The following is a 23,499-nucleotide window of genomic DNA, read 5'->3' on the forward strand; positions in this document are numbered from 1 at the left end:
TTTTATTTAAAAATCAAGTTTGTATCAAACTTCAAATTATTACTTATTTCATTTAATTTACAATCAAGATTGTGCCGTAATTTAGTACATAATTTAACATCTTCATAAATTGCGTCAGCATATTCATTTATCGGAATTGGAACTTTAACATAGTTTTCTAAATATTCTTTAGATAATTCTGGCTGAACTGCCGTAGAAGACAAATAATAAAACTGTTTCTGTACTAATTCGCTCCTTAAGCTTGACCAAAGTAAGTAAGAATTTCTTTCTGATAAATTAGTAAAAACAAAAAAACCTGTAGAGACAAGGCAATCATTAATATCGTTATTTATTATACATGTTGAATATAAACAACCGATAAGCTTAGGAGTTATAACATCAAATTCTTTAACCACGATTCTTGCTCTGGTAGGTAAATTTCCTAAATTATCAGATTGACTACTGACTATATCGCCTTTTTTATTACAACTTCCAACTTCAATATAGTTAAATATGTTATTAAAATTATTTTGCACATATTTTGCATTAACTGATTTTTGTAGAGTAAATTCTTTACTGGTTTTTATAATAAATTTGCTTTTATCTAATGAATTAATCTTTTTATATATATTTTGCAATTCAGGACTATAGAAAAAGGCATCAAATCTTTTAGAAGATATCTTGCTATAATCTATACTAAACATTTGTAAGGAACATGTTAGTAATTCGCTTTTATTCTGATTTTCAATTATAATATCAGGTAGAGAAGAGTCTTTGTTAAAATCTAACCACTTACTATAAACTATATTTAAATTATTTCTCTCAGGAGTATCCTTGCTAGAATCATCATGACCTATATTATTACATATTGCCATAAATATTTTGTTTTGACTAATTGACTTATATTCTTTCTTCTCAAGATATATAATACTTGTTTTTATAGTAGTAGAAGCATTGACAAAAGCATTAAACGGTAAAGAAATAACAGCTTTTATATGAAATCTTTCTAAAATCCATTCTCTAAATGATTCTTGGTTTTTAGCATTTAATAGCGAATCGTCTATAACAGTAATTAATTTACCTCCAAGTTCTAGTAAATCATAATATCTTTCTATAAATAGGATATTGGAATTAATACTATTTTTTTTCCCGACTACCGTATAACTTTTTAGAATTCGTGTATCACTCTTATTAGTATCTTTATCTCTCATTTTATAATTACTTGAAAAAGGAGGATTTGTTAGCACTATTTGAAAAGCACCGTTAATTAAAACTTCTTTTGCGTCTTTAATATTGTTGTTGTTCTTCATCTGATAAGGTAGGATCTATAGTTAAATTTTTGTCTAAAGCATCTTGTAACCTAAATATTTTACTGCTACCATCTTTGTGAACATTAATTCTTGCAAGTCGTACAACTTTTTCTTCTTTATCTACTCCAAAAATAAGATTCTCCTTTATATTTTTTACTATTTCTTCGTGTTTAGATTTGGATAAGTTTTTAGGTATATTGTTCATTATGTAAGCAAACGACTCAATTAAAAATCCACCACTACCACAACAAGCATCTAGTATTTTTGTATACTCATTTGGTTCAGCAAGTTTTACCATAAATTTTATAACGTCCCTTGGAGTAAAATATTGTCCAATTTCTCGGCCTCTTACTGCTACTTTTAAAAAAACTTCAAACATTCTTCCGTTTAAATCTTCGTCTATATCGCTTAAATCAAATTTCTCTAATCGCTTTACTACATATTTTATAGTCTCTAAACTTAAATTTAATGCTTCACCTTTAGTAAAAAGTCTTTTTTTACCTTCTTTGGTAATCAATATTTCAAGTTCTTCTCTAAAATTATTGAATATTTTTTTTATAGGATCTTGCTTAGGAAATAAACTTAATTTTTAATCTATATAATTAGTAGAAAAAAGGTTATTCATTAATTTTTTATTGATATTTTTATCATTATCTTTGAATACTATCTTTCCTTTTTATAGAATCCTGAGAATAATCAAGAAATTTCAATAACGGTTCAACAATTATAGCCTCAACATCTGCCTTATTGTTAATAGTATCAAGGTTCTGCAAAGAAAAGCTTTCCATAATTTTTACTAAAAAAAACTTATAATAATAATTTGATTATATGAAACTAAAAATACAAGTCTGATTTTAGTTACTGTATAATATTTATCAACTCTTGACACTAAAATATTAACTAAGCTATAAAATCAAAATCCTTGCCGACTTTAATATATTCTCTAATACGGCTCATAAGGTTTTGAAAATATGTTAAATTATGCCATGTCATTAGCATAGAGCCAAGTATTTCACCGATTCTAACTAAGTGATGCAGATAAGCTTTGCTATAGTTTTTACAAGCAGGACATAGACAATCATATTCTAGCGGCTTGTTATCATCGGCATATTTGCTGTTGCGGATATTTATCGTACCATATTTGGTAAAAGCCTGACCGTTACGACCTGAACGAGTCGGAATTACACAGTCAAACATGTCAATACCCCTACTAACAGCACCAATAATATCCGCAGGTTTACCGACCCCCATTAAATAACATGGCTTATTTTGCGGCAGAAAATGAGGAGCATAATCAAGTACTTTAAACATAAGTTCTTGCCCTTCTCCTACCGCAAGCCCCCCTATAGCATAACCTTCAAAATCAAGCTTTACTAAATCTTTAGCAGATTGCTCACGTAATTCTTTGTAAACACTACCTTGAATAATGCCGAATTGTGCGTAGCCCTCCCGCTTAACAAAAGCCTTGCGTGATCTCTCTGCCCATCTAGTCGTTAATTGCATAGAAGTTTTAGCTTCTTCAAAAGTGATAGGATAAGGCGTACATTCATCAAAAGCCATAGTGATCGTGCTACCTAGTAAATATTGTATTTCAGTAGAACGTTCAGGTGTTAGCATATATTTATCACCGTTAATATGGGAACTGAAACTTACTCCCTCTTCAGTTATCTTGCGTAATTTTGATAAGGACATTATCTGAAAACCACCGGAATCAGTTAATATAGGTTTATGCCAGTTCATAAATTTATGTAAACCACCAAGGCGTGCTATACGCTCACTACTAGGTTGCAGCATTAAATGATAAGTATTGCCAAGGAGTATATCGGCACCTGTTTCAACTACCGATTCAGACAGCATAGCTTTAACAGTGCCTTGTGTACCAACTGGCATAAAGGCAGGAGTGCGGATTTCGCCGTGTGCAGTTGTGATAACACCGCTTCTCGCTTTTTTATGCCTCTGATGAATGGTAAATGAAAATTTTGACACTAAAATCACTGCTTTTTATTTTATACATTATTTTAGCATAAATTAAACCTGATCACCAAGGATATTATAATATAAATTTTCCACATAATACTTAAGGCTTTACAAATCTCAAGATTACCAATAATATAAAGGTTATTCTTAGCTCTACTAATACTGACAAGAAATTTATGGATCATAACATTTCGTGCTCCCTAATCTTCAGGATATTGAGTCCCTAGTACCATAATAACAGTGTCTGCCTCTGTACCTCAAAAAAAGCGTGAATAGTACCAATATTACTATCACAAAAATTATTAACCTTCTTTTCCATTCTAAGTTTATACGCTTCTTTCTTTAACCTAAATTTAATATTAAGAACTATTAATTTTTATAATGGTTATTATCTAGATTTTATTAATTATTGAGTAGAAGTATCTTATTTAAAAACTAATTTCAATCGTTTAAACAATACTTAAAATGCTACTTCCAATGCATATTGAGCTTTATTTAGTATGATTACCTTGAATATCAATCCATCTTGATTCCGTAGAATTATTCTAAGATAAGAATCAGATATAGGTGCAAATGAAACACATATATTATAATCCTATAATTCTGCTTTTAATTTTGCCTTATTATGACATTTGTAAAAAGGTGCATTTTGTAATAAAAAAAAGAGCTTCTTTTGTATTAATCTCTTTATAAAACTCTCTGTGCTACTTAGCATGTTTTTGCACATACGCGAAGTAATTATTTAAAGTTTCATTTTTAGGAGGATTAGAAAGTGCAATAATCTTCCATACATCTAGGATAGATTTGATTTATTCATTAGATTGGTTGTATATTAAAGAAGTGCATACTTAAAATAGAAATATTCTAAATATAAAAACTAGAAGAAATAACTAATTTTTTTGTGTATTAATTTATAGTTAAACTGATTCATTCAATACACATAGCCATAACGATATCACCACCGATACATAAAGTAACTAAGCTTTTTTAACTTTGGCTCCCTTCTGCAAGTTGTGTATTAAAGTAATAAACACATACCACCACACCTCGATTGGATGACCGATTGCTATTGCTCCTCTCCTCCATTAATATTCACTATTATTCATATCACATTTCATTGCACGGTTTACATAAATATTTTGTGAGCAGCAAATTTCTCATTAACCTCGATAATTTCCAAATCATACTACTTTACTTAAAGCTTTTTGCGATGCAGGAACAGGGGCAATACCCATAATATTTGGATCAACAATGACGGAAGCATAAGAAACAATACGAGCTAACGGCATTAAATTTATACTTTTGCAAAGCTTCTTCGGAAACTACCATAAGGCATGCTGCACCATCATTAATTGAAGAAGTGTTACCCGTGATAAACTATAGCAGTTTTATCGAAAGCAGGGTGTAATTTACTTAGAATTTCAAGGCTGTTTCAGGTCTTACTGTTTCATCATGATCAAACAAACTAGTAGTTTTTATCGTTACTTCAATTTCATCTTCAAATATTCCTTCCGCATAACTTTTACTACTTTCTTATAAGAATTTAAAGAAATTCGTCATGCTCTTGTCTGCTAAATTTAAACTGCTTTAAGATATTTTCGGCAATAATCCCCATAAATACTCCTAAAAATACATCTGTTAATCCGTCATACTGCATTAAATCAACCATTTTAGTATCACCAAATTTAACTCCTGCGCTAATAACTGCCATGCATACCAAGCAACACATTCTCCTGCCCGCCTGCTATAACGATTTCATTATCACCTGTCACAATTTAAGTGTGTAGCAAGTACTACACTTTTAAGACCTGAGCCGCATACTTTATTAATCACATAGCCCGGCACTTCTTTCGTTATTCCTGCATGAACCGGAGTTTGCCTTGCCAGATTCTGCACGCTACCACCCTACCACCACCTGTTATTATTTGTTCAAGTATTACTTCATTTACTAAAGCAGGATCGATTTTGCTGTTTTCTATCATGTCTTTCATTAAATGAGCAGCAAGCATAGGTGCTGCAGTTACTAAAGCTACCTATAAACGCACCGAAAGCTATCCTTTTCGCATGGGTTATATAAACTATGTTGTATCATGGTATATACTCCTTAAATAACTTATCTAATTTATATTGTGTCCGCTTTGTACAAGCTTAGAACGTTTAATAATTTTACAATGGAAGATTTAGGCACTATTACATTTGTAACTATTGTAAGGTTACCACCGATGCAATGAATTATTAAATTAATTTCTTTAATTTTAAACTGATCTATTACATTATCGTATGTACGTCATCTAGTCAGTTATTTAGGCTCTTGCATCTCTAACCAATCTATTAATTATAGACTGTGCCATAATTTCTTAAATTTTCTATGAAGATTTTATCACGAGCTAGAAAAAATATTGCAGCTGCGTTGAAGATAGAAATGATGATTACGAATATTTTATTATGCACATTGGTAAATCGATTTGTCATCCCATAACATGAATTGGTTGAACAATCAATTACTCAGTTTGCATTACTATTTTAACAGATTTTAAATATTAATTACCAAGCTTATGTGTCTTTGTATTATTATAGATAAAAATATTCCTGCAGTTTATTACTATCTAGCATTGGGCATTATTAGTAATTCTTGACAAAAGGCTAAATATATTGTATAAGTTCAAGACCTTTAGAAGGTAATAACAGTGCTCTAAAGTTTTAGGGGAAGTATCTTTTCATAAAATCTTGAAGTGCTTAAGTTTTTTTTTTGTCCTTAGGGATGTATAATGCTAAGTACCTCATCACGATCGTTTAAAAGCAAATTTAGAGCAGCATTTTGGCCTGTGCATAGTTACGAACTTGGCAAGTTTATCCCGATGAGCACATTAATGTTTTGTATTTTATTTAATCAAAATGTTTTACGAATCTTAAAAGATAGTATTTTAATCTCTGAGATTAGTGCAGAAATAGCAGGTTTTGCTAAAGTTTATTGTGTTACACCTGCTGCTGTTTTATTCGTAATTATTTATGCTAAAACAATTAATCACCTTACTTTTGAAAAGATATTTTATTATTTAAGTGCATTTTTCATCAGCTTGTTTGTTTTATTTGCTTTCGCTATTTATCCTAATATCCATATTTTCCATATACAGCCGGATAACTTAGCTGACTGGATGGAGCGTTATCCTCATTTTAAGTGGTATATATCACTAGTAGGTCATTGGGGCTATATATTATATTATAGTCTTGCCGAGCTTTGGCCTAATATTTTTTACGTATTATTATTTTGGCAGTTTGCTAATGAACTTACTACTACTGAAGAAGCAAAAAGATTCTATACTCTTTTTTCGTTATTTGGCAACTCTTCTTTAATATTAGTCGGCTTTTTAATGATGAATCTATCATCGGAAGATACGATTATTAAAAAGTTTATGAGTATTTCGGATAGTAAAATCACTTTAGTTCAAGTATCCACAACAATTGTTGCAATTGTTGCTATTATTTGTTGTATGCTAGTCAGGTTTATTAGTAAAAATGTTTTGACTAACCCATTATTTTACACTAAAGCAAAAAGCAGCAGATCAACTTCAGAACGTATGGGATTAATTAAGAGCTTTAAGTATATTACAAAATCAAAATATTTATGGCTACTTTTAATTTGTTCTGCAACTTTTGGTTTCGCTATCAACTTAGTTGAAGCCGTATGGAAAGCAAAAATCAAGGAGTTATATCCAACCGTAAATACTTACGCTGAATTTAACAGTCTGTATATACTTTGGACAGGCATTGCAATAATGGTTATGACTATCATCGGTAATAATGTAATGCGTATGCATAATTGGTTTGTAGCGGCAGTAATTTCACCGATTATAATAATGGTGACCGGCGTTTTGTTCTTTGCACTCATAGTATTTGATAAACAAATTTTATCATTATTTGACGGAGCAATTTTAATGTCGCCTCTTGCTCTTGCCGTTTCGATCGGCGGCATTCAAAATATTTTAGCTAAAGGTACTAAATATTCTATATGGGATACTTCAAGAGAAATGTTATACATCCCACTTGATGAAGAACTTAAAACTAAAGGCAAAGCTGCTGTTGATGTGATAAGCGCGAAAGTCGGCAAATCCTCTAGCGGTCTTGTACAATCTATTATTTTTACCTTAGTTCCAACCGCTACTTTTACCTCAATCTCACCAATTTTAATGGTAGTGTTTACTTTTGTATGCTTAGCGTGGATTTATGCAGTAAGGAAAATATATTTTGAGTATCAAAAAATAGCATAAAATAAATTATTGTCACCCCGTGACTTTGATCACAGGTCCAGTATGAATACTAAAATTATTAATATTTAAAGTTAATTTCTAGATACTGTGGTTAAGCCACAGTATCATATATAGAACTTTTTATAAACTATGCTGTAATAATGGAATATTCTAGCCCAATACCTTATTTTAATAATCAGAACAGTTAAACCATTTACATTCGATTCATTATTTTTTATAAAATTATAATTATTTACTGTTTTTAGTAAAAATCGACATTATAAATGATATAGTAAAAGATAATATAAAAACCCCTTGTTAGATATAAGCTTGCATTAGTAAGTAGGAGCATATGTTGTTGGAATTTATATAGTTAGTACTTAATCCACCTTCGAAATTTGCTATAGCATGTGCTGCAGTAATAATGGGTCATTGGCTGCAATAAAATATGAGAAACATGTTTATAATTATAAATATGGACCAATACCCTAGAAGAACTAATTGGGAAAGTAGAATATAACACAGGAGTATAATAATTAAATATAATCACTATTCAAACCATTCTTTAGTCTAATTTTAACTTGCTTTAAAGAGCGAGGAGTGGCATCCGTAACTTCAATTTCAATATTTTCTGAAATATTTATTTTAGTACCGATAGCAGGCACACTACCGACTCTAGTTAGAACTAATCCACCTATCGTATCAAACTCATTATCATTTTTTAGCTTTTCTCCTATTATTTCTTCAAGCACTTCTACTTCAACACGTGCATTTGAAATAATTGTTGAGTTATTAATAACCTTAAAATTATCGCTATCTAACTGTTGATCATGTTCATCATCAATTCGTCCTACTATTTCCTCTATAAGATCTTCAATAGTAACCAAACCATCAGTACCGCCGTACTCATCAACAACTATTGCAATATGTGTTCTCTCACGACGCATTTTTGCTAACAAATCTAATAATTTCATAGAAGGAGCTGCAATTATATGCTTACGTATAAGCTTTTTTAAACGACCATTTTGCTTTGTAGCCAATGCTTTAAATAAATCCTTAATATGTATAAATCCTACTACATTATCCAAAGTACCATCATATATAAGAGTTCGTGTATGAGGGACTTCTAACTTAATAGACTCACTTAATTCTTCTAGATTTGTAGTTAATTTTATTGCCGCAATATCAGAACGTGGTACCATTATATCTTCAATGGTCTTATCTTCTAACTTCATTAAATTAGCTAAAATATCACACTCGTCTAAAGTCATTTTTTGGCTATTAATTTTAATACGTTTTATGACACCAAAAAAATTATCGGGTGTTTTTGTTTCTCTAAAAAAATTTTTTATCGAAGAGAATAATTTTGTAAAAATTAACTTACTATTGTAATTGTCTTTAATAGAATCTTCTTTTTTCGAAGATTTTAACATAAAATTTTTTATTTAGTTAATAAGGGGAAGAAATACCGAAATATGATAATATTTCAATTTCTAGATTTTCCATAATATTTGCTTCTGTATCATTTTGATGATCGAACCCAATTAAATGTAAAATACTATGTATTAAAAGATGAATAAAATGATCTTCAGAAGTTTTTTGTTGCTCGTATGACTCATTATATATTACCTCATAACAAAATGCTATATCACCTAAATGCATATAATCATAGTCAATTAACAATTCAAGTTTAGGACTAACATTACTAAAACGTAAATTTAGCCAACTTAATTCGTTGCTTGGAAAAGAAAGAACGTTAGTAGCTTTTTCTATATTACGAAATTGCTTGTTTAAGGTCAATATTTCTGCAGCATTTGTAAGTAAAATTGATAATTCAAATTGTTTTATTTTACTAAAATTATCAAATCGCAATAAAACATTTTGAGCGATTTTTTTAATTAATGCTTTATTTATTTGTTTATGCTCACTCCATTTGTCATAATTCCTTATAATTTCTACATTTATCATTTTCTTATATTTTAAGCATTGTTATGCAACTCTTTCATTCCAACGAAAGCAGGATTCTAGGAAAACATATAAAAACTTGTTTTTATAATCATATATCTTAAGATACCAGTTGTTGCCGGTAATTTTCTTTTAATTTTTGAAAATCTTCTTCAGCATGATATGAAGAACGAGTTAACGGGCTTGCAGAAACCATTAAGAATCCTTTCGTTCTTGCTACTCGCTCTAGATATTTAAACTCTTCGGGAGTAACATATTTTGCGACCTCGGCATGATCTTTGGTAGGTTGCAGATACTGCCCAATAGTTAGAAAATCGACCTTTGCTTCTCTTAAATCATCCATAACTTGTATTACTTCACTTATTTCTTCACCAAAACCTACCATCATGCCAGATTTTGTAAAAATTTCAGGAGATAATTTTTTAATATTATGAAGTAAGCTTAAAGAGTTATAATATCTAGCTCCCGGTCTAATCGTTTTGTATAAAGATGGTACTGTTTCAACATTATGATTAAAAACATCAGGCTTTGAATTAACTATTATTTCAGCCGCCCCTTCTTTTCTTAAAAAATCGGGAGTGAGAATCTCAATAGTAGTATTTGGTGATGATTTTCTAATTTCATTAATACACTCCGCAAAGTGCGACGCTCCACCATCTTCAAGATCATCACGATCAACCGAAGTAATTACTACATGGTTCAGATTTAATTTCTGCACTGCTTCAGCAAGCCTTTGAGGTTCGTGCGGATCAAGCAAATCAGGTCTACCTGTTTTGACATTACAAAAACTGCAAGCTCTAGTACAAACCGAGCCTAAAATCATCACAGTTGCATGTTTTTTTGACCAACATTCACCGATATTAGGACAAGCTGCTGCCTCACACACAGTATTTAATCTCAGATTCTGTATTAAATCTTTTGTATTATAATACTCTGCAGAATTAGGAGCTTTTACTTTTATCCAATCAGGTCGTTTATTTAAATTAGCCATAGAAAGGGAATAATTTAATTAATTGTGTCACTTTAGTTAATATTTTCTGCTCAACCTTACTATTATCTTCATTATTTTTTAAACCGTCTAAAATATCTGCTATCATATGAGCGACTAATACAAACTCCTTTTCTTTAAACCCTCTAGTAGTGCATGCGGGAGTACCAAGCCGAATACCTGAAGTGATAAAAGGTGAAGTTTCATCAAACGGAATAGTATTTTTATTGCATGTAATACCTGCTCTCTCTAAAGAATTTGCAGCAAGCTTACCCGTGATTTTGTCTTTACGCAAATCCACTAAAACAATATGATTGTCGGTACCACCTGTTAATATATTATATCCTCTTTCTTGTAAGACACGTGCTAAAGCTTTAGCGTTACTTATCACTTGGTGAATATAACTTTTATATTCAGGCTGTAATGCTTCTTGAAAAGCTACGGCTTTTGCAGCTATAACATGCATTAACGGTCCACCCTGCAATCCCGGAAATAATGCAGAATTTACCTTTTTTCCGATCCATTCGTTGTTAGACAAAATTAAACCACCTCTTGGACCTCGCAGTGTTTTATGAGTAGTAGAGGTAACAATATGTGCAAAGGCAAGTGGGCTTTGATGCTCACCTGTGGCAACTAATCCTGCAATATGAGCAATATCTGCCATGACATATGCTCCAACTTTATCTGCAATTTCTTTAAATTTTGCAAAATCAATATTACGAGGATAAGCAGAAAAACCTGTTATAAGTAATTTTGGCTTATGTAAATAAGCTAACCTCTCAATTTCATTATAATCAATTAAATAAGTCTCTTTATTTAAGCTATAAGAAACAGCATTAAACCATTTACCGGACATATTAGGGGATGCACCATGCGTTAAATGTCCTCCACTATCTAAGGACATACCAAGAATTGTATCCCCAGGCTGTAACAAAGCAAGATACACAGCTTGGTTTGCTTGTGAGCCTGAATGAGGTTGCACATTTGCATATTTACAATTAAATAATTTCTTTGCTCGCTCTATAGCTAAGTTTTCAGCTTTATCGATTACCTCACAACCATTATAGAAACGCTGACTCGGATACCCTTCTGCATATTTATTAGTTAAAACCGACCCTTGAGCTTCAAGAACTGCAGGACTTATGAAATTCTCTGATGCAATAAGCTCGATTACACTACTTTGACGTATCTTTTCATGCTTTATTATTTCATCAATGTCTTTATCTATTTCATATAAATTATTATTAAAAATATTCATTTATCCTCATGTGTTATTTATAAAATGCAGTGCAATTTCAAGCCCCCGCCCATCTATTGAATGAGCAAGAGAAGTTAATTTATGTCCACTATGAGATATATGCAACTTAGATAAATAGTTTAAAGCATTATCCATTTCACTAATACTCACCACATCGTCAAGCTCCCCATGAATCAAGCATATAGGAGTAAGCTTATTATTAACTTTAGTCGGCGGAATTAATGCCCCTGAAAAACCTATAGTACAGAAAAACGGCTCTTGCTGAATCAGAGTTAAATATAAACCAATCATCGTGCCTTGGGAAAAACCAATAATGATAGTATCTTTGTTAGTTAGATTTAGCTCCTCTTGCTTTTGCTTTATTATATCCTCAAGAAGTTTAACATTACTTGCAATCAATCTAACTATAATATACGGACTACGATCTTGTAGGCTAAACCATTGCCTACCATATGGTGCCATATCGTAAGGCTGGATTCCATGAGGTGCAATAAAATTACAATCAGGTAAATCATTCTTAATATAAGGGACTAACCCTATTAAATCATGCCCGTCTGAGCCGAGACCATGCAGTAATACTACTAGCTTTTTTGGTGGCTGCTGGATACTTGTTACTTCAGGATATTCTAAATATTTGCTCATGTTTTTTCACAGATTGTCACCCAACAACTTAATCGTGGGATCTAGTTAATAAATATTTTTCCCGTAGTTAAGCCACAGGATAACAGCGACAACATTACCTCTTCAATATCTTCTCAAGCTCACCATTATTGTATAGCTCTGTTGCAATATCACACCCACCGACTAATTCACCATCAATATATAACTGTGGGAATGTTGGCCAATCACTAAACTTCTTTAAATATTCACGCAACTCCGGATCAGCAAGCACATTAATATCACGAAATTCTACATCTAATTTATTTAACATATCAACTACTTTAGCAGAAAAGCCACACATTGGGGTTTCCTTAGTACCTTTCATGAACAACACTACTTTATTATTTTTTACTTCATTTTCTATAAATTCACAATTTTTATTTTCTAGCATTTTAAGACTCAATAATTTATCTTTTAGGTTTTGTGAGAATTTCTAATTGATTTACTATTTTAAGATATTTTTTAGCAAAAATTAATAACCCATTTCAAAAAAATCTTATAATTTGGAGCAAAAAATATCTTAAAATAGTAAATCAATTAGAAATTCTCACAAAACCTAAAATACACCTTCTATAGTAAAACATGCAAGCACAAATAGTTAATAAAATTTTTGAGATTTTAAGCAAGAATAATCCAAATCCAAAAACCGAATTAGTATATAAGAATAATTTTACCTTATTAGTAGCAGTCATATTATCTGCTCAAGCCACCGATATATCAGTCAATTTAGCAACTAAATCTCTATTTGAAATTTACGATACACCGGAAAAAATTTTAGGCCTCGGTGAAGAAGAGTTAAAAAAATATATAAAATCTATCGGACTATTTAACAGCAAAGCAAAGAATATCATAGCATTATGTAAAATATTGATAAATGAGTATGATAATTCACTACCGAATAGCTTTAAAGAGTTAGTTAAACTACCCGGTGTCGGCAGAAAAACTGCTAATATTATACTAAATTGCTTATTTGGTATGCCAACAATAGCAGTTGATACACACGTTTTTAGAGTAGCTAAAAGGATCGGGCTTGCTCAAGGCAACACTCCTGAAGTAGTAGAAAAAGAGTTGCTGCAAATTATTGATGAGAAATGGTTAATGCATGCCCATCACTGGCTAATATTACATGGCAGATATATATGCAAAGCTAGAAAACCTGATTGCGATATTTGCCCTATTAAAAAGTATTGTAAGTATTATTGTAATGCAGCATTTGAAGTTGACAATGTTTTGCTTAATTCATAATATCTAGTCTCAATTTGATAAAGGTAAAATTTATGCGTTCAACACTTATAACTTCTATATTTAGTAACTGTAACAAGTGCTTGTAATACAAGGCAAAGTTGTAAGTTAAGATATAAAGCTAACTAATCAAAAACTTGAAGATTTGATAGAAAGAAATAAACCTAAAAAAGATTGCAGTTGCCATTAAAAATATACTTGTCGTGCTTTGTCAGATAGATTTTAAAAGCCTTTAATGTAATTCTCGCTTCTGCAGGAATAACATCAACATCATAGCAACAAAGCCTACAGCTGCTCGCAATGACATAAGTAAGTTACTCTAATCACTCTCATTCACCAATTTATATATCTCTTTCTTACTATAAATATTTTTGAATTTTTCATAAGCAAGTTCAGTAGTGGTTTTGTTACTTAAATTTCTATTTAAACAAAATTCTATAAATTTTTCTAAATCAACTTCTTCTTTTTCTTGTAAATTTCCTGAAATCAATAATACTATCTCACCTTTGAAAATATTTTTTTGATAAAACGCTATTATTTCATCTATATCCCCTGTTTTTATTTCTTGATACCGTTTAGTTAACTCACGAGCCACACATATTTCTCGGTTTCCTAGTATTTCTTTAACTACTGATAAAGTGTTTAGCAAACGAGGAACCGTTTCAAAAAAAACTAAAGTAGCCTTAAGATTTACTAACTCAGAAAAAATCTTTTTTTTACTTTCTATAGTTTTAGGTAAAAAACCATGAAATAAAAATCGATCAGTAGGAAGAGTCGATAAAGTTAGTGCAGTAATCGGTGCAGATACCCCGGGTATTACATCTATATGACAGTTAAGCATACGCAAATCTCTACTTAACTTATACCCTGGATCGGAAATTAAAGGAGTTCCTGCATCAGAAATTAAACTTACTATATTACCTTCTGCTATAAGACTTATAATACGTTCCCTATCTTTTTTGTCACTATGATCATTATAAATTTGTAATTTTGTATGGATATCATATTTTGCTAGCAATTTTTGTGATATTCTAGTATCTTCACATAAGATAATATCGGAATTTTTTAAAGTTGCTATAGCACGAAGCGTTATATCTGCAAAATTGCCTATCGGTGTTGAAACAATATATAACCCTGGTTTTAAAATCATAATTTTTAAATTTTAAGTAAATTATGGCTAGTATAAAACATACACTAAGAATTATTCTATCATTTTTTTGTTTAATATATTTATCATCATGTCAAACTCCTAAAAAAGAACCTATAAGTTTGTCTAAAAAAGAACCAAAAGAAATTGAAATTGCAATTTTAATGCCAAATCAGGGCCCTGATAGTATTGCAGGTAAACAATATAAAGATTTGATTAAAATGGGACTTAACGACGAGATAAAATCTTACATACATGTTACGTCTTATGATGGCTCAGACGAAAGAAACGTTTTAGCCGCTATCGATAAAATAGTAGCACGTAAAACTAAGATTATTTTAGGTCCTCTATATTCTAACTTTACTTCATTGATAGCTGAAAAAGCAAAAGTTAATGATATTATCATAATAACTATGTCAAATAATCCAGCTCTTGCAGAAGATAAATTATTTGTGTTCGGTCATGCACCTTTAAAACAACTGATACGCATTGTTAATTATTACGCAAGTAACGACCATAAAGATTTTATGGCATTATTACCTAAAGGGAAACATTCGGAAACTATTAGTCAAGTAATGCAAAATATATTGATTCAGAAAAATGCATCATTATCACACACTGAATTCTATGAGGATAATCCTGAATCTATAGCAAAAGCCGTAAGAACTATTTCAGATAATACTGATATTATAAATGAACGTAGCGATACAACAAAACCAGTTATTTATATATCCGACGATCCAAAAAATTTAAACCTACTTGCTGATAGTATTCGTAAATATAATTTAGATAAAAAAGCTATTTTAATCGGTGATAATCGTATTGATATTGATTACCTTCAAAATATCGATATTAGCTTTACCGGTTCTTTAAATTTACTTAATAGCAACGTTCCTGATACGGCAAAAGACTTGGGTATTAACCATATGGGTTTCATACATCTTCTTGCTTATGATTTAGGTCGTATGACTGCAAACTATATAGGCAACGAATTTGCATCTGAAAGATTTTTAAATAGAATCAACAGTAGACAACCTTATACAGGTTTATCAGGTAATATTCATTTCATTGACGGAATAGCTCAGAGATGGTATGATATTCTTAGGAAAGAGAATGGTGTATATTCTACTGTATCAGGAAACTAGAGATTTAACTCTAAAAAAGTGCATCTACACAGAAATGACAATAAAGATTAATTATTTGTTATCGTTGTTGCCTTCATCTTTCATGCCATCTTTAAAAGCTTTAAGACCTTTTGCAAGATCAGACATGACTTGCGGTAGCTTACCAGCACCGAATAATACAAAAATAATTAATAAAACTATCAATAAATGACTAAAACTCATACCCATGATATTTATTATTGTGTGCGTTAAAATCTTATTATAAGATTTTAACTAAATTTAATCTAGTAAATTTTCATTTAAAAAATGTTCACTAAAAAATGGTTGTCAGAATTTTTTGTTACTTTTTTTTATATTGGGAAAATTAAATATTGTCCTGGCACGTTTGGCTCACTTGCTGTTTTCCCGCTAGCTTACTTCTTAATATATTTTATTGTTAATAACAAAATAATTATTCCTTTCTCAAATCTAACCCTCGGTGAAGCACAGCTTGTAAGTATATTTATTATAAGTTTTAGTATATGTTTGATATTGTTAATTCTCGGTACTTATTTTACTAGAATATATTTAAATTATACAAATTTAGACGACCCTAAAGAAGTAATAATTGATGAAGTAGTTGGACAAATGCTCATTATTGTTTCAGTATTTTTTTCAGCTTTATTTGCCAATGAATCACATTTAGTAAAATATTTTAGTCCATTAACAATAAATATTATATTACTTTTCATATTACCTTTTTGTCTATTCCGATTTTTTGATGTAGTAAAGCCCTGGCCTATTAATTGGTTTGATAAAAATATTAAAGGTAGTATCGGCATTATGCTTGATGATTTGCTAGCTGCAATATTTGCTGCAATAACTCAATACGCAATTGTATTCGTATTAATAGATATAACATTTATTATTGACTAATTTCTAATAAAATAATATGATATGACAATATTTATAAATTTTTAAAGAGATATTGTTCATGTTCGCAGTTATAAAAGCAGGTGGAAAACAATATAAAGTCGGTAGACATAGTGTTATTAAAGTTGAAAAAATTGATGGAGAACTTGGCTCTAAAATTCAGTTTGATCAAATTTTAATGATTGGAGAATATTCCAAGCCTTCTTTTATTGGTACTCCAATAGTTAAAGGAGCTATTGTTACGGCTGAAATTACTAATCAGCTTAAGGATAATAAAATTATAATTTTCAAGAAAAAGCGTAGAAAAAATTATCGTCGTAAGGCTGGTCATCGTCAAGAATTGACAGAGTTAAAAATATTAGATATTACCAAACAATAATAACTTAAAAGGAATTATAAAATGGCAACTAAAAAAGCTGGGGGTAGTTCTAGGAACGGCAGAGACTCAGCAGGTCGAAGGTTGGGAGTAAAGCAAGCAGATGGACAATATGTAATGCCTGGTAATATTATAGTCAGACAACGCGGCACAAAAATTCATCCAGGAATAAATGTAGGGCTTGGAAAAGATCATACAATATTTGCTTTGATAGAAGGTAGAGTAGAATTTTTAACTAAGCGAAATCATAAAGTTGTGAACGTTAAAGAAATTGCAAGTGCTTACAAGAATAATACTTAGCACTGTATAGTACTGATATCATTTTTGGATAAGCTGCTTGTGTAGACCATAAGGTATAATCACTATCATCATATAGTTTGACCAGTGTTGTTGTATAGCTTCTATGTCATTCTCCGGCAAAAGTGTGCTAACATTAAGGGTATTTTTGGGCTATGCAATAAAGCATATAAGTGATCTAGATGATAACAAGCAGAACGTTAGTTATATAACATAATTCTATTAGGCTTCCTTTATATGGCCTTAATAATTCAAAAGTTTGGCGGCACTTCCGTTGCAAATATTGATAAAATAAAAGAAATTGTTCCTATTATAAAATCTGAAATAGCTAAAAATAACCAAGTAATCGTAGTGGTGTCGGCTATGGCAGGTGTTACTAGTCAACTGATCACATTGTGCAATGCAGTATCAAGCCTTCACAAAGCTTCTCAATTTGCAGAATATGATGTAGCACTTTCGAGTGGTGAAATGGTCACTGCTTCATTACTTGCATTAGCTCTGCAAGAAGAAGGTATGAAGGCACGATCATTTCTAGCTTGGCAATTACCAATTCTCACCAATAATAATCATAGTAAAGCTTTAGTGGAATCAATTACTACAGATTTACTAGAAAAATATTTACAGCTAAATACTATCCCTATAATAGCCGGTTTTCAAGGAATTAACAAGTTTAATAGATTATCTACTTTAGGTAGAGGAGGATCTGATACTACTGCTGCATTAATTGCTACAGCTATGAAAGCTAATAGATGTGATATTTATACCGATGTGGAGGGCATATTTACTGCTGATCCAAGAATTATTCCAAATGCAAAGAAGCTAAAAAAAATAGATTTTTTAGAAATGTTAGAACTAGCATCAAGTGGAGCAAAAGTATTACATCCTAGAGCTGTAGAGTTAGTAATGCGATATAAAATAGATATGCGTGTTCTTTCAACATTTTCACCAAATACAGAAGGTACATTAATTACTTCAAGAGATAATAATATGGAAAATGGCGTTATTAGTGGTATTACCTCTAATAAAAATTTATTAAAAATATTTATAAAGAGCGTTTCGTTAAATTTTCTGCAAACTGCAAATATGATTACACAAAACAATAATCATATTGAGTTTATGCAAGAGATAAAAAATAATGAAGAATATAGTTTTATTACAAAATTAACTGATAAAAATAACTTACAAACTTTACTTACTAATTTAAAAAATGATAAGCAAATACAAGATTTTACTTTTGACACCGAAATTGCTACAATCTCACTTATTGGTTATGGGATTAAAAATGATTGTAAATTACTTGAAACAATATTATCAAAATTAACGAAAGATAATATAAATGTTAACATGATGCAATTATCAGAAATTAAAATTACCTTATTAATAAATGATCAAGATGCAGAGAAAACAATTTTTAATTTATATAATCTTTTAAAAATATCCTAGATTCTGTATCTGGGCTGGGATTTAATTTATATATTAAAGTTATGTTGAAAAGATACAGATTTTATTTTGGAAAAATCTTATAATTTGTGATAAAAAAAGTTAAAATATATTAATTTAAATTTCATATTAGGACCTATATATTTAATTAAATAGCTTAAATTTATTATTTTCATTATAATTATCTTCTATGTACAATTTATTAGTTATATTAATAAATAAGTCTTACAAGTCAGAAATTCCTATCATTTTAAAATAAATTATTTTAACTCTCAATGTTTAGGAGTAAATTTTATAGGAAAAAATAATGAGCGAAGATATAAGGTCAAAAGAAAGAGTTAATCAAATTAACAACATATCAGAAACAAATAAAGATGATTTAGATTTAAAAAAAATTAGAGATAATTTAGAAAAATTTGTACAAGATGTGTTAAGAGAAGAAAATATAACCCCATATGAGTTAAGTAGAAGAACAAATACTCATGAAACATTATGGAAAAATGTCCTAGATGGTCGTACACAAAAGCCTGACACTGGAGCAATTGTTGCTCTTGCAGATTACAAAAATGTTCCACTAGATCAATTGATAGGCAGAGATATAAATAAAGACAATAATATAAAGGTAGAAGTAAAACAAATATCATCATCTATAGTTAAGCTACCAAAAAACATACTTCAAGAAGCCATGTTGATAGGAGAAAAAACTAGAGAATTTATGCATAAAACAACAACTAAAGAAAAATCTTTCACTGAACAAATTCAAAACTCTAATAAACTAAAAGGCAGGTCTATCTAAATAAAAGTATATTTTTATCGATCCTAATATCAAACCTAAAACTTTACTTGATATTTTAAAATGGAAAATAATTTCAACAAGATTGAAATACCGGCAACACTATCACTTCCTTTTAACGACATTCCTACAAAAAAATAACTAGCAACAGAAAATATATACTCCTATAAAATAAAGAGTTGAGATACGAAAATCAATTTGGAAAAGAGCAAGGAGTCTGTACGCCGAGAAAGCGGAGGGTATATAATATGTGCGCATCCGAGAAAGACGAGTGAGACAATTTTTCAAGTTCATCGATATATATGAATAAGTTATGTGGGGCATGTAACATTTTTAATTCAAATAGAAGGTGTTAAATATCCTAACTGATCCGGTATGGTCAGAATGATTTAGTCCTTTTAATTTTGCAGGACCAAAGAGAGTGATAAAACCAGATATTAATTTTACTGATTTATCTAAAATAGATATTATATTAATATAACCATTGAGATATTAAAAAAATTAAAAGATCTATAGGGACGAGATAAGTCTAAGATTATTATATCGCTAATGAATAATGACTTAATAATCACACAACATAATTAATTACCTATGCAGAAATTGTTACCTGAGGATGGGGAAATAAACTCAGCCCCATTTTGTAACAAGCGTGAGGAACAAGCCTATACGCGAGAGGACGGACAACTAAGCACAAGGGGAGCTCAGCACAAAATATTTATTTAGAACCAACACAGTATTTGGTCAGCTATAAAAATAAAGCATTATGGGGAGCTTTTATAATAAATACTTAAGATAGAAGATTTTTTATAGGTGATTCAGGTTATACACTATAATCTTTTGAAAAAGATCAAAACAATATAATACTTTTATTATAAGCCTGATTCCAGGAGTTTATAAGGCTGGTGCATATAAATCCTGCAGAAACTGTATTTACTCATTTGGATTTAGGCGCTAAATACTATTTTAATGTTTTGTAACTAGCTAGATTAAGCCTTTAACTGGGGTTCCGACACACTATAAAAAAACATAATATTGATGACAATAAATTTATTATTCCTGAAATAGATGTATTTTTTCTATTTAATAAAAACGGTTTTTAATCTAATAAAACACCTGTAGTAATTATGTAGGTATGTATTTTAGAACAAAAAATCATCTACTATAGAAATATTTTAATCAAGTTGATTTTTAGTAAGAATCTTATACATCTCATCAAATAAATTGCTTTCCATTTTATATTATTTGCCAGTATTTTTACTAAACAACATAGTCATAGAATAAGCAAGTACGGTAAACATGCAAAGATATAAAATCGGGAATAGGTTAAAATCAAATAATTTTATTATCTTTGCACAAATATAATTAGCAGTACCAGACATTAACATTGAGCCGATATTATGTCCTAAACTTATAACACGGTAACGTTCTTTAACTACAAAAGACTTAATAACCATACTATGAGCAAGCGCATTAAAAGGGGCAGCTGATGCAGCTAACATTAAACTAGCTGCAAGCCCTAAATTAGCCATTTGATATTTTACTGCTATTACAAAAAATACACTTGCTATAATAGTACATATAAATGCGGTTTTTAATACCGAGTTAACTCCTAAACGGTCTGCAATAAAGCCAGCAATCGGCATGCACATAGCAAAGCATATTACTATTAAGACTGAAAAAGAACTCATAATAATACCGACTGAAGGCAGTACAATAGGTAAATATTGCTTCATAAAAATGATTGCAATTTGATATGTTGCCCCAAAACCTCCGGCTAAGAATATAAGGGGTAAAATATATTTCCATTGTTTTTTAATTATGAAGTTAAGTTTTTCAATAGAATCTTGGCTATCATCTGATTCTTCAAATTCCGGTGTTTCATCAAATTTCTGACGATAATAAAGAGTTACTAATGCAAGCGGTAAACTTAACAAAAACGGAATACGCCAACCCCATTCTGGAAAAATATGAGAATTAAAGAAATTAGTTGCACCAATCCCGCATAATAAACCCACCACCCCCATACATCTAGTTATAGCTGAAGCAGTAAAACAGTATTTTGCCCCTAAATGTTCAATAACATAAATCACTGCACCGTCATATTCCCCTCCAATAAAAATACCTTGCATAAAGCGACATAAAACTAAAATTATTGTACTCCAAACTCCTATCGAAGAATAATCAGGCAATAAACCGATTATTAAGGTAGGAATTACAATGCCGATAATCGTAAAACTTAACGCTCTCTTTCGACCGTATATATCCCCTATGCATCCAAAAATATAAGCACCAATGGGCTTTGATAAATATGCTGCTGCATAAACAGCAAAAACATTTACAAGCTTTGTTAATGGATCAGTACAAGCTGAAAAGAATTTGTCGGCAATAATTGCTGCTGAGAAACCATATAAACTATAGTCGTAATACTCAATGATAGTGCCTAAAAAAGCACCGAGAACTTTATTGCTTGATCTTATTTGTTTCATTTTAAAGGTATACTGTGAGTAAACGAAAAGTAGGTAGACAAAGTTTAATTTAGAAAAAAGTAAGATGTCTTAAAGCTGATAAACGCAACGTACATACTAGTACGATGAGGATTATATAAGACAACGTAACTAATTTTCACATTAAACGAGCATACATGACCGCTTTGGCCGTTACTTAAAATCCTTCAAAGACCTTTTGTTAAAAGGTGGACTTCATATGTCTAAACTTAAATGAGTATTAGACAGGGACGATGTCCTAAAAGTTAGTGGTAGTCCTAGGCTAATATTAAGCTCACAAACCAAGCAGCCAAGAGCTAATATATCACTTTCCCATTTTACGTGCAAGGTTTTCTAGATAACCTGCTATAGTAGTTAAAGTTTCTGCGAATTTTTCTTCATTGGGATGATTTTTTTGAAAACCGTTTTTTTCAAACTTTTCTGTTAGGCTTGCTATTTCAGCTTGAGCATTAAGGGATGCCATAACTAATAATAGCTCAAAAGAGGCTGTAGGATTAACAAGTTTAATTTCAGTTATTTTATCATTCAATTTATTCGCTAAAGATAGTAATTCTTCCTCATCTCCATTATTACAATATAATTGAAAACTCTTGTTATTTAATGTTATCGTAACAATTGACATAATTACTTTTGCTGTTTTTTTATTTCTTCAAGTTCATTAATATAAATGCTAATTTGATCTAGCATTTTTATATAATTATCTTTTAATGCTTTATTTTCGTTTTGTAATTTTTTAATTTTATTTTGATTATTTACAAGCATACTCAATAAATAATCGAGTTTATCTCCACCTTTTCCATTAATTTCTTTAAATTGCTTACATAACTTGCTTCTAAAGGTAATTTGTATGCTGCGGTGCTGCGTTCCTTATCTCCTTCACATTCCTCCTTATTAGCTTCGTTCTGTAAGCAGTCTAATATTTCATTATCCATTGTTGTCTAAGCATGAATTATGACTTACAATAATAACCGATAACATTATAATAGATATAAGTACTAATTGTTGTTTACGTTTATAATTTATTAATGCTATATCTCTTTTATTATTTAATAATGTTTCTTTCTCGTTCTGTTTAGTACTTCTATCTGCTCTGCATTGCGATCTTTTACATTAAGATAATCTAAGTATAATTGTAAGTAACCTCTTCTTCTCCCGGTAAAACATCAAAATTACCCTCTTCTAAAGCTACTAAATATTTTTTTCTAATTTTCAAATCACTAGATACCTGATTTAAAGTTTTACCTGAATCTAACCTAATTTGCTTAAGCATTGACGACATA

Annotated in this window: 22 protein-coding genes, 1 other RNA gene and 4 pseudogenes; 8 read left to right on the forward strand and 19 right to left on the reverse strand. The window is 30.3% G+C overall.

The features are described from left to right. Window positions 1–2: 2 nt before the first annotated feature. From AAGW17_RS00655 to AAGW17_RS05200, 6 genes and pseudogenes are all read right to left on the reverse strand, one after another. On the reverse strand, window positions 3–1,289 hold the full coding sequence (locus tag AAGW17_RS00655) for an N-6 DNA methylase (protein WP_347939032.1): 1,287 nt from the start codon (window positions 1,287–1,289) through the stop codon (window positions 3–5). After that, window positions 1,267–1,806: an HsdM family class I SAM-dependent methyltransferase gene (locus tag AAGW17_RS00660; protein ID WP_347939033.1), complete on the reverse strand. Its 540-nt coding sequence runs from the start codon at window positions 1,804–1,806 to the stop codon at window positions 1,267–1,269. Before AAGW17_RS00660 ends, AAGW17_RS00655 begins: the two co-directional genes overlap by 23 nt. A gap of 133 nt (window positions 1,807–1,939) precedes the next feature. Beyond that, entirely contained in the window at window positions 1,940–2,077 is a 138-nt protein-coding gene (locus AAGW17_RS00665) for a hypothetical protein (protein WP_347939034.1), read from the reverse strand. 112 nt (window positions 2,078–2,189) lie between these two features. Beyond that, window positions 2,190–3,275: a tRNA guanosine(34) transglycosylase Tgt gene (tgt, locus tag AAGW17_RS00670; protein WP_347939035.1), complete on the reverse strand. Its 1,086-nt coding sequence runs from the start codon at window positions 3,273–3,275 to the stop codon at window positions 2,190–2,192. Window positions 3,276–4,193: 918 nt separating this feature from the next. Continuing rightward, window positions 4,194–5,348 (reverse strand): annotated as a pseudogene (locus tag AAGW17_RS00675) (acetyl-CoA C-acyltransferase). Between the two features lie 64 nt (window positions 5,349–5,412). Beyond that, window positions 5,413–5,708, reverse strand: a pseudogene (locus AAGW17_RS05200) (alpha/beta hydrolase); the annotation flags it as partial. A 326-nt stretch (window positions 5,709–6,034) separates the two neighbouring features. On the opposite strand from AAGW17_RS05200, the gene tlc5 reads away from it, so the two are divergent. Next, entirely contained in the window at window positions 6,035–7,534 is a 1,500-nt protein-coding gene (gene tlc5 / locus AAGW17_RS00680; RefSeq protein WP_347939037.1) for a GTP/GDP exchange transporter Tlc5, read from the forward strand. Between the two features lie 515 nt (window positions 7,535–8,049). On the opposite strand, the gene tlyC is transcribed toward tlc5, so the two are convergent. The 6 genes from tlyC to grxD form a co-directional block, all read right to left on the reverse strand. Then, complete coding sequence (gene tlyC / locus AAGW17_RS00690) at window positions 8,050–8,946, reverse strand: hemolysin C (RefSeq protein ID WP_347939038.1); 897 nt, start codon at window positions 8,944–8,946, stop codon at window positions 8,050–8,052. Between the two features lie 16 nt (window positions 8,947–8,962). Further along, a complete protein-coding gene (gene ybeY / locus AAGW17_RS00695) occupies window positions 8,963–9,481 on the reverse strand; it encodes an rRNA maturation RNase YbeY (protein ID WP_347939039.1) in 519 nt (172 codons plus the stop codon). A 97-nt stretch (window positions 9,482–9,578) separates the two neighbouring features. Then, entirely contained in the window at window positions 9,579–10,469 is an 891-nt protein-coding gene (gene lipA, locus AAGW17_RS00700; RefSeq protein ID WP_347939040.1) for a lipoyl synthase, read from the reverse strand. Then, window positions 10,462–11,724 (reverse strand): serine hydroxymethyltransferase, encoded by a 1,263-nt coding sequence (gene glyA, locus AAGW17_RS00705; RefSeq protein ID WP_347939041.1) that lies wholly within the window; start codon window positions 11,722–11,724, stop codon window positions 10,462–10,464. Before glyA ends, lipA begins: the two co-directional genes overlap by 8 nt. A gap of 6 nt (window positions 11,725–11,730) precedes the next feature. Beyond that, a complete protein-coding gene (locus AAGW17_RS00710; protein ID WP_347939042.1) occupies window positions 11,731–12,366 on the reverse strand; it encodes a hydrolase in 636 nt (211 codons plus the stop codon). Between the two features lie 94 nt (window positions 12,367–12,460). Then, window positions 12,461–12,775: a Grx4 family monothiol glutaredoxin gene (gene grxD / locus AAGW17_RS00715; RefSeq protein WP_347939043.1), complete on the reverse strand. Its 315-nt coding sequence runs from the start codon at window positions 12,773–12,775 to the stop codon at window positions 12,461–12,463. Between the two features lie 191 nt (window positions 12,776–12,966). Between grxD and nth the strand changes: the two genes are divergently transcribed. Further along, window positions 12,967–13,629 carry an endonuclease III gene (gene nth / locus AAGW17_RS00720; protein ID WP_347939044.1) on the forward strand — a complete coding sequence of 221 codons (663 nt, stop codon included), beginning with the start codon at window positions 12,967–12,969 and terminating at the stop codon, window positions 13,627–13,629. Between the two features lie 316 nt (window positions 13,630–13,945). Here the strand turns inward: nth and rsmI are convergent, their stop codons facing one another. Continuing rightward, complete coding sequence (gene rsmI, locus AAGW17_RS00725) at window positions 13,946–14,776, reverse strand: 16S rRNA (cytidine(1402)-2'-O)-methyltransferase (protein ID WP_347939045.1); 831 nt, start codon at window positions 14,774–14,776, stop codon at window positions 13,946–13,948. Between the two features lie 23 nt (window positions 14,777–14,799). Between rsmI and AAGW17_RS00730 the strand changes: the two genes are divergently transcribed. Then, window positions 14,800–15,918 (forward strand): penicillin-binding protein activator, encoded by a 1,119-nt coding sequence (locus tag AAGW17_RS00730; RefSeq protein WP_347939046.1) that lies wholly within the window; start codon window positions 14,800–14,802, stop codon window positions 15,916–15,918. A 51-nt stretch (window positions 15,919–15,969) separates the two neighbouring features. On the opposite strand, the gene tatA is transcribed toward AAGW17_RS00730, so the two are convergent. Next, window positions 15,970–16,125 (reverse strand): twin-arginine translocase TatA, encoded by a 156-nt coding sequence (gene tatA / locus AAGW17_RS00735; RefSeq protein ID WP_347939047.1) that lies wholly within the window; start codon window positions 16,123–16,125, stop codon window positions 15,970–15,972. Between the two features lie 78 nt (window positions 16,126–16,203). Here tatA and AAGW17_RS00740 point away from each other — a divergent pair, with 78 nt between their 5' ends. From AAGW17_RS00740 to AAGW17_RS00760, 5 genes are all read left to right on the forward strand, one after another. Continuing rightward, a complete protein-coding gene (locus AAGW17_RS00740) occupies window positions 16,204–16,812 on the forward strand; it encodes a phosphatidylglycerophosphatase A family protein (RefSeq protein ID WP_347939048.1) in 609 nt (202 codons plus the stop codon). A 58-nt stretch (window positions 16,813–16,870) separates the two neighbouring features. Next, a complete protein-coding gene (gene rplU, locus AAGW17_RS00745; protein WP_347939049.1) occupies window positions 16,871–17,188 on the forward strand; it encodes a 50S ribosomal protein L21 in 318 nt (105 codons plus the stop codon). 21 nt (window positions 17,189–17,209) lie between these two features. Next, window positions 17,210–17,485, forward strand: coding sequence for a 50S ribosomal protein L27 (rpmA, locus tag AAGW17_RS00750; RefSeq protein WP_347939051.1), 276 nt, complete (start codon window positions 17,210–17,212; stop codon window positions 17,483–17,485). A gap of 234 nt (window positions 17,486–17,719) precedes the next feature. Next, complete coding sequence (locus tag AAGW17_RS00755; protein ID WP_347939052.1) at window positions 17,720–18,925, forward strand: aspartate kinase; 1,206 nt, start codon at window positions 17,720–17,722, stop codon at window positions 18,923–18,925. A gap of 304 nt (window positions 18,926–19,229) precedes the next feature. After that, complete coding sequence (locus AAGW17_RS00760; RefSeq protein ID WP_347939053.1) at window positions 19,230–19,718, forward strand: XRE family transcriptional regulator; 489 nt, start codon at window positions 19,230–19,232, stop codon at window positions 19,716–19,718. Between the two features lie 1,235 nt (window positions 19,719–20,953). Here the strand turns inward: AAGW17_RS00760 and AAGW17_RS00765 are convergent. From AAGW17_RS00765 to AAGW17_RS00785, 5 genes and pseudogenes are all read right to left on the reverse strand, one after another. Further along, the gene (locus AAGW17_RS00765; RefSeq protein ID WP_347939054.1) at window positions 20,954–22,201 is read right to left on the reverse strand and encodes an MFS transporter; all 1,248 of its coding nucleotides are present in this window, start codon (window positions 22,199–22,201) and stop codon (window positions 20,954–20,956) included. A 152-nt stretch (window positions 22,202–22,353) separates the two neighbouring features. Further along, a non-coding RNA gene (gene ssrS, locus AAGW17_RS00770) (6S RNA) lies at window positions 22,354–22,514 on the reverse strand. Window positions 22,515–22,523: 9 nt separating this feature from the next. Then, the gene (locus AAGW17_RS00775; protein ID WP_347939055.1) at window positions 22,524–22,841 is read right to left on the reverse strand and encodes a cell division protein ZapA; all 318 of its coding nucleotides are present in this window, start codon (window positions 22,839–22,841) and stop codon (window positions 22,524–22,526) included. A gap of 2 nt (window positions 22,842–22,843) precedes the next feature. Next, window positions 22,844–23,151, reverse strand: a pseudogene (locus AAGW17_RS00780) (palindromic element RPE1 domain-containing protein). Then, window positions 23,144–23,498, reverse strand: a pseudogene (locus AAGW17_RS00785) (helix-turn-helix domain-containing protein). The pseudogenes AAGW17_RS00780 and AAGW17_RS00785 overlap by 8 nt, the downstream one beginning before the upstream one ends. Between the last annotated feature and the right edge of the window lies 1 nt (window position 23,499).

The sequence above is a fragment of the Rickettsia sp. Oklahoma-10 genome, from assembly GCF_039954865.1.
Taxonomy (GTDB): Bacteria; Pseudomonadota; Alphaproteobacteria; order Rickettsiales; family Rickettsiaceae; genus Rickettsia; species Rickettsia oklahomensis.

Bases quoted from the DNA above. Each gene is read 5' to 3' on its own strand.
- AAGW17_RS00655 (WP_347939032.1), bottom strand. From the start codon at position 1,289: ATGAAGAACAACAACAATATTAAAGACGCAAAAGAAGTTTTAATTAAC.
- AAGW17_RS00665 (WP_347939034.1), bottom strand. From the start codon at position 2,077: ATGGAAAGCTTTTCTTTGCAGAACCTTGATACTATTAACAATAAGGCA.
- tlc5 (WP_347939037.1), top strand. From the start codon at position 6,035: ATGCTAAGTACCTCATCACGATCGTTTAAAAGCAAATTTAGAGCAGCA.
- tlyC (WP_347939038.1), bottom strand. From the start codon at position 8,946: ATGTTAAAATCTTCGAAAAAAGAAGATTCTATTAAAGACAATTACAAT.
- ybeY (WP_347939039.1), bottom strand. From the start codon at position 9,481: ATGATAAATGTAGAAATTATAAGGAATTATGACAAATGGAGTGAGCAT.
- lipA (WP_347939040.1), bottom strand. From the start codon at position 10,469: ATGGCTAATTTAAATAAACGACCTGATTGGATAAAAGTAAAAGCTCCT.
- glyA (WP_347939041.1), bottom strand. From the start codon at position 11,724: ATGAATATTTTTAATAATAATTTATATGAAATAGATAAAGACATTGAT.
- AAGW17_RS00710 (WP_347939042.1), bottom strand. From the start codon at position 12,366: ATGAGCAAATATTTAGAATATCCTGAAGTAACAAGTATCCAGCAGCCA.
- grxD (WP_347939043.1), bottom strand. From the start codon at position 12,775: ATGCTAGAAAATAAAAATTGTGAATTTATAGAAAATGAAGTAAAAAAT.
- nth (WP_347939044.1), top strand. From the start codon at position 12,967: ATGCAAGCACAAATAGTTAATAAAATTTTTGAGATTTTAAGCAAGAAT.
- rsmI (WP_347939045.1), bottom strand. From the start codon at position 14,776: ATGATTTTAAAACCAGGGTTATATATTGTTTCAACACCGATAGGCAAT.
- AAGW17_RS00730 (WP_347939046.1), top strand. From the start codon at position 14,800: ATGGCTAGTATAAAACATACACTAAGAATTATTCTATCATTTTTTTGT.
- tatA (WP_347939047.1), bottom strand. From the start codon at position 16,125: ATGGGTATGAGTTTTAGTCATTTATTGATAGTTTTATTAATTATTTTT.
- AAGW17_RS00740 (WP_347939048.1), top strand. From the start codon at position 16,204: ATGTTCACTAAAAAATGGTTGTCAGAATTTTTTGTTACTTTTTTTTAT.
- rplU (WP_347939049.1), top strand. From the start codon at position 16,871: ATGTTCGCAGTTATAAAAGCAGGTGGAAAACAATATAAAGTCGGTAGA.
- rpmA (WP_347939051.1), top strand. From the start codon at position 17,210: ATGGCAACTAAAAAAGCTGGGGGTAGTTCTAGGAACGGCAGAGACTCA.
- AAGW17_RS00755 (WP_347939052.1), top strand. From the start codon at position 17,720: ATGGCCTTAATAATTCAAAAGTTTGGCGGCACTTCCGTTGCAAATATT.
- AAGW17_RS00760 (WP_347939053.1), top strand. From the start codon at position 19,230: ATGAGCGAAGATATAAGGTCAAAAGAAAGAGTTAATCAAATTAACAAC.
- AAGW17_RS00765 (WP_347939054.1), bottom strand. From the start codon at position 22,201: ATGAAACAAATAAGATCAAGCAATAAAGTTCTCGGTGCTTTTTTAGGC.
- AAGW17_RS00775 (WP_347939055.1), bottom strand. From the start codon at position 22,841: ATGTCAATTGTTACGATAACATTAAATAACAAGAGTTTTCAATTATAT.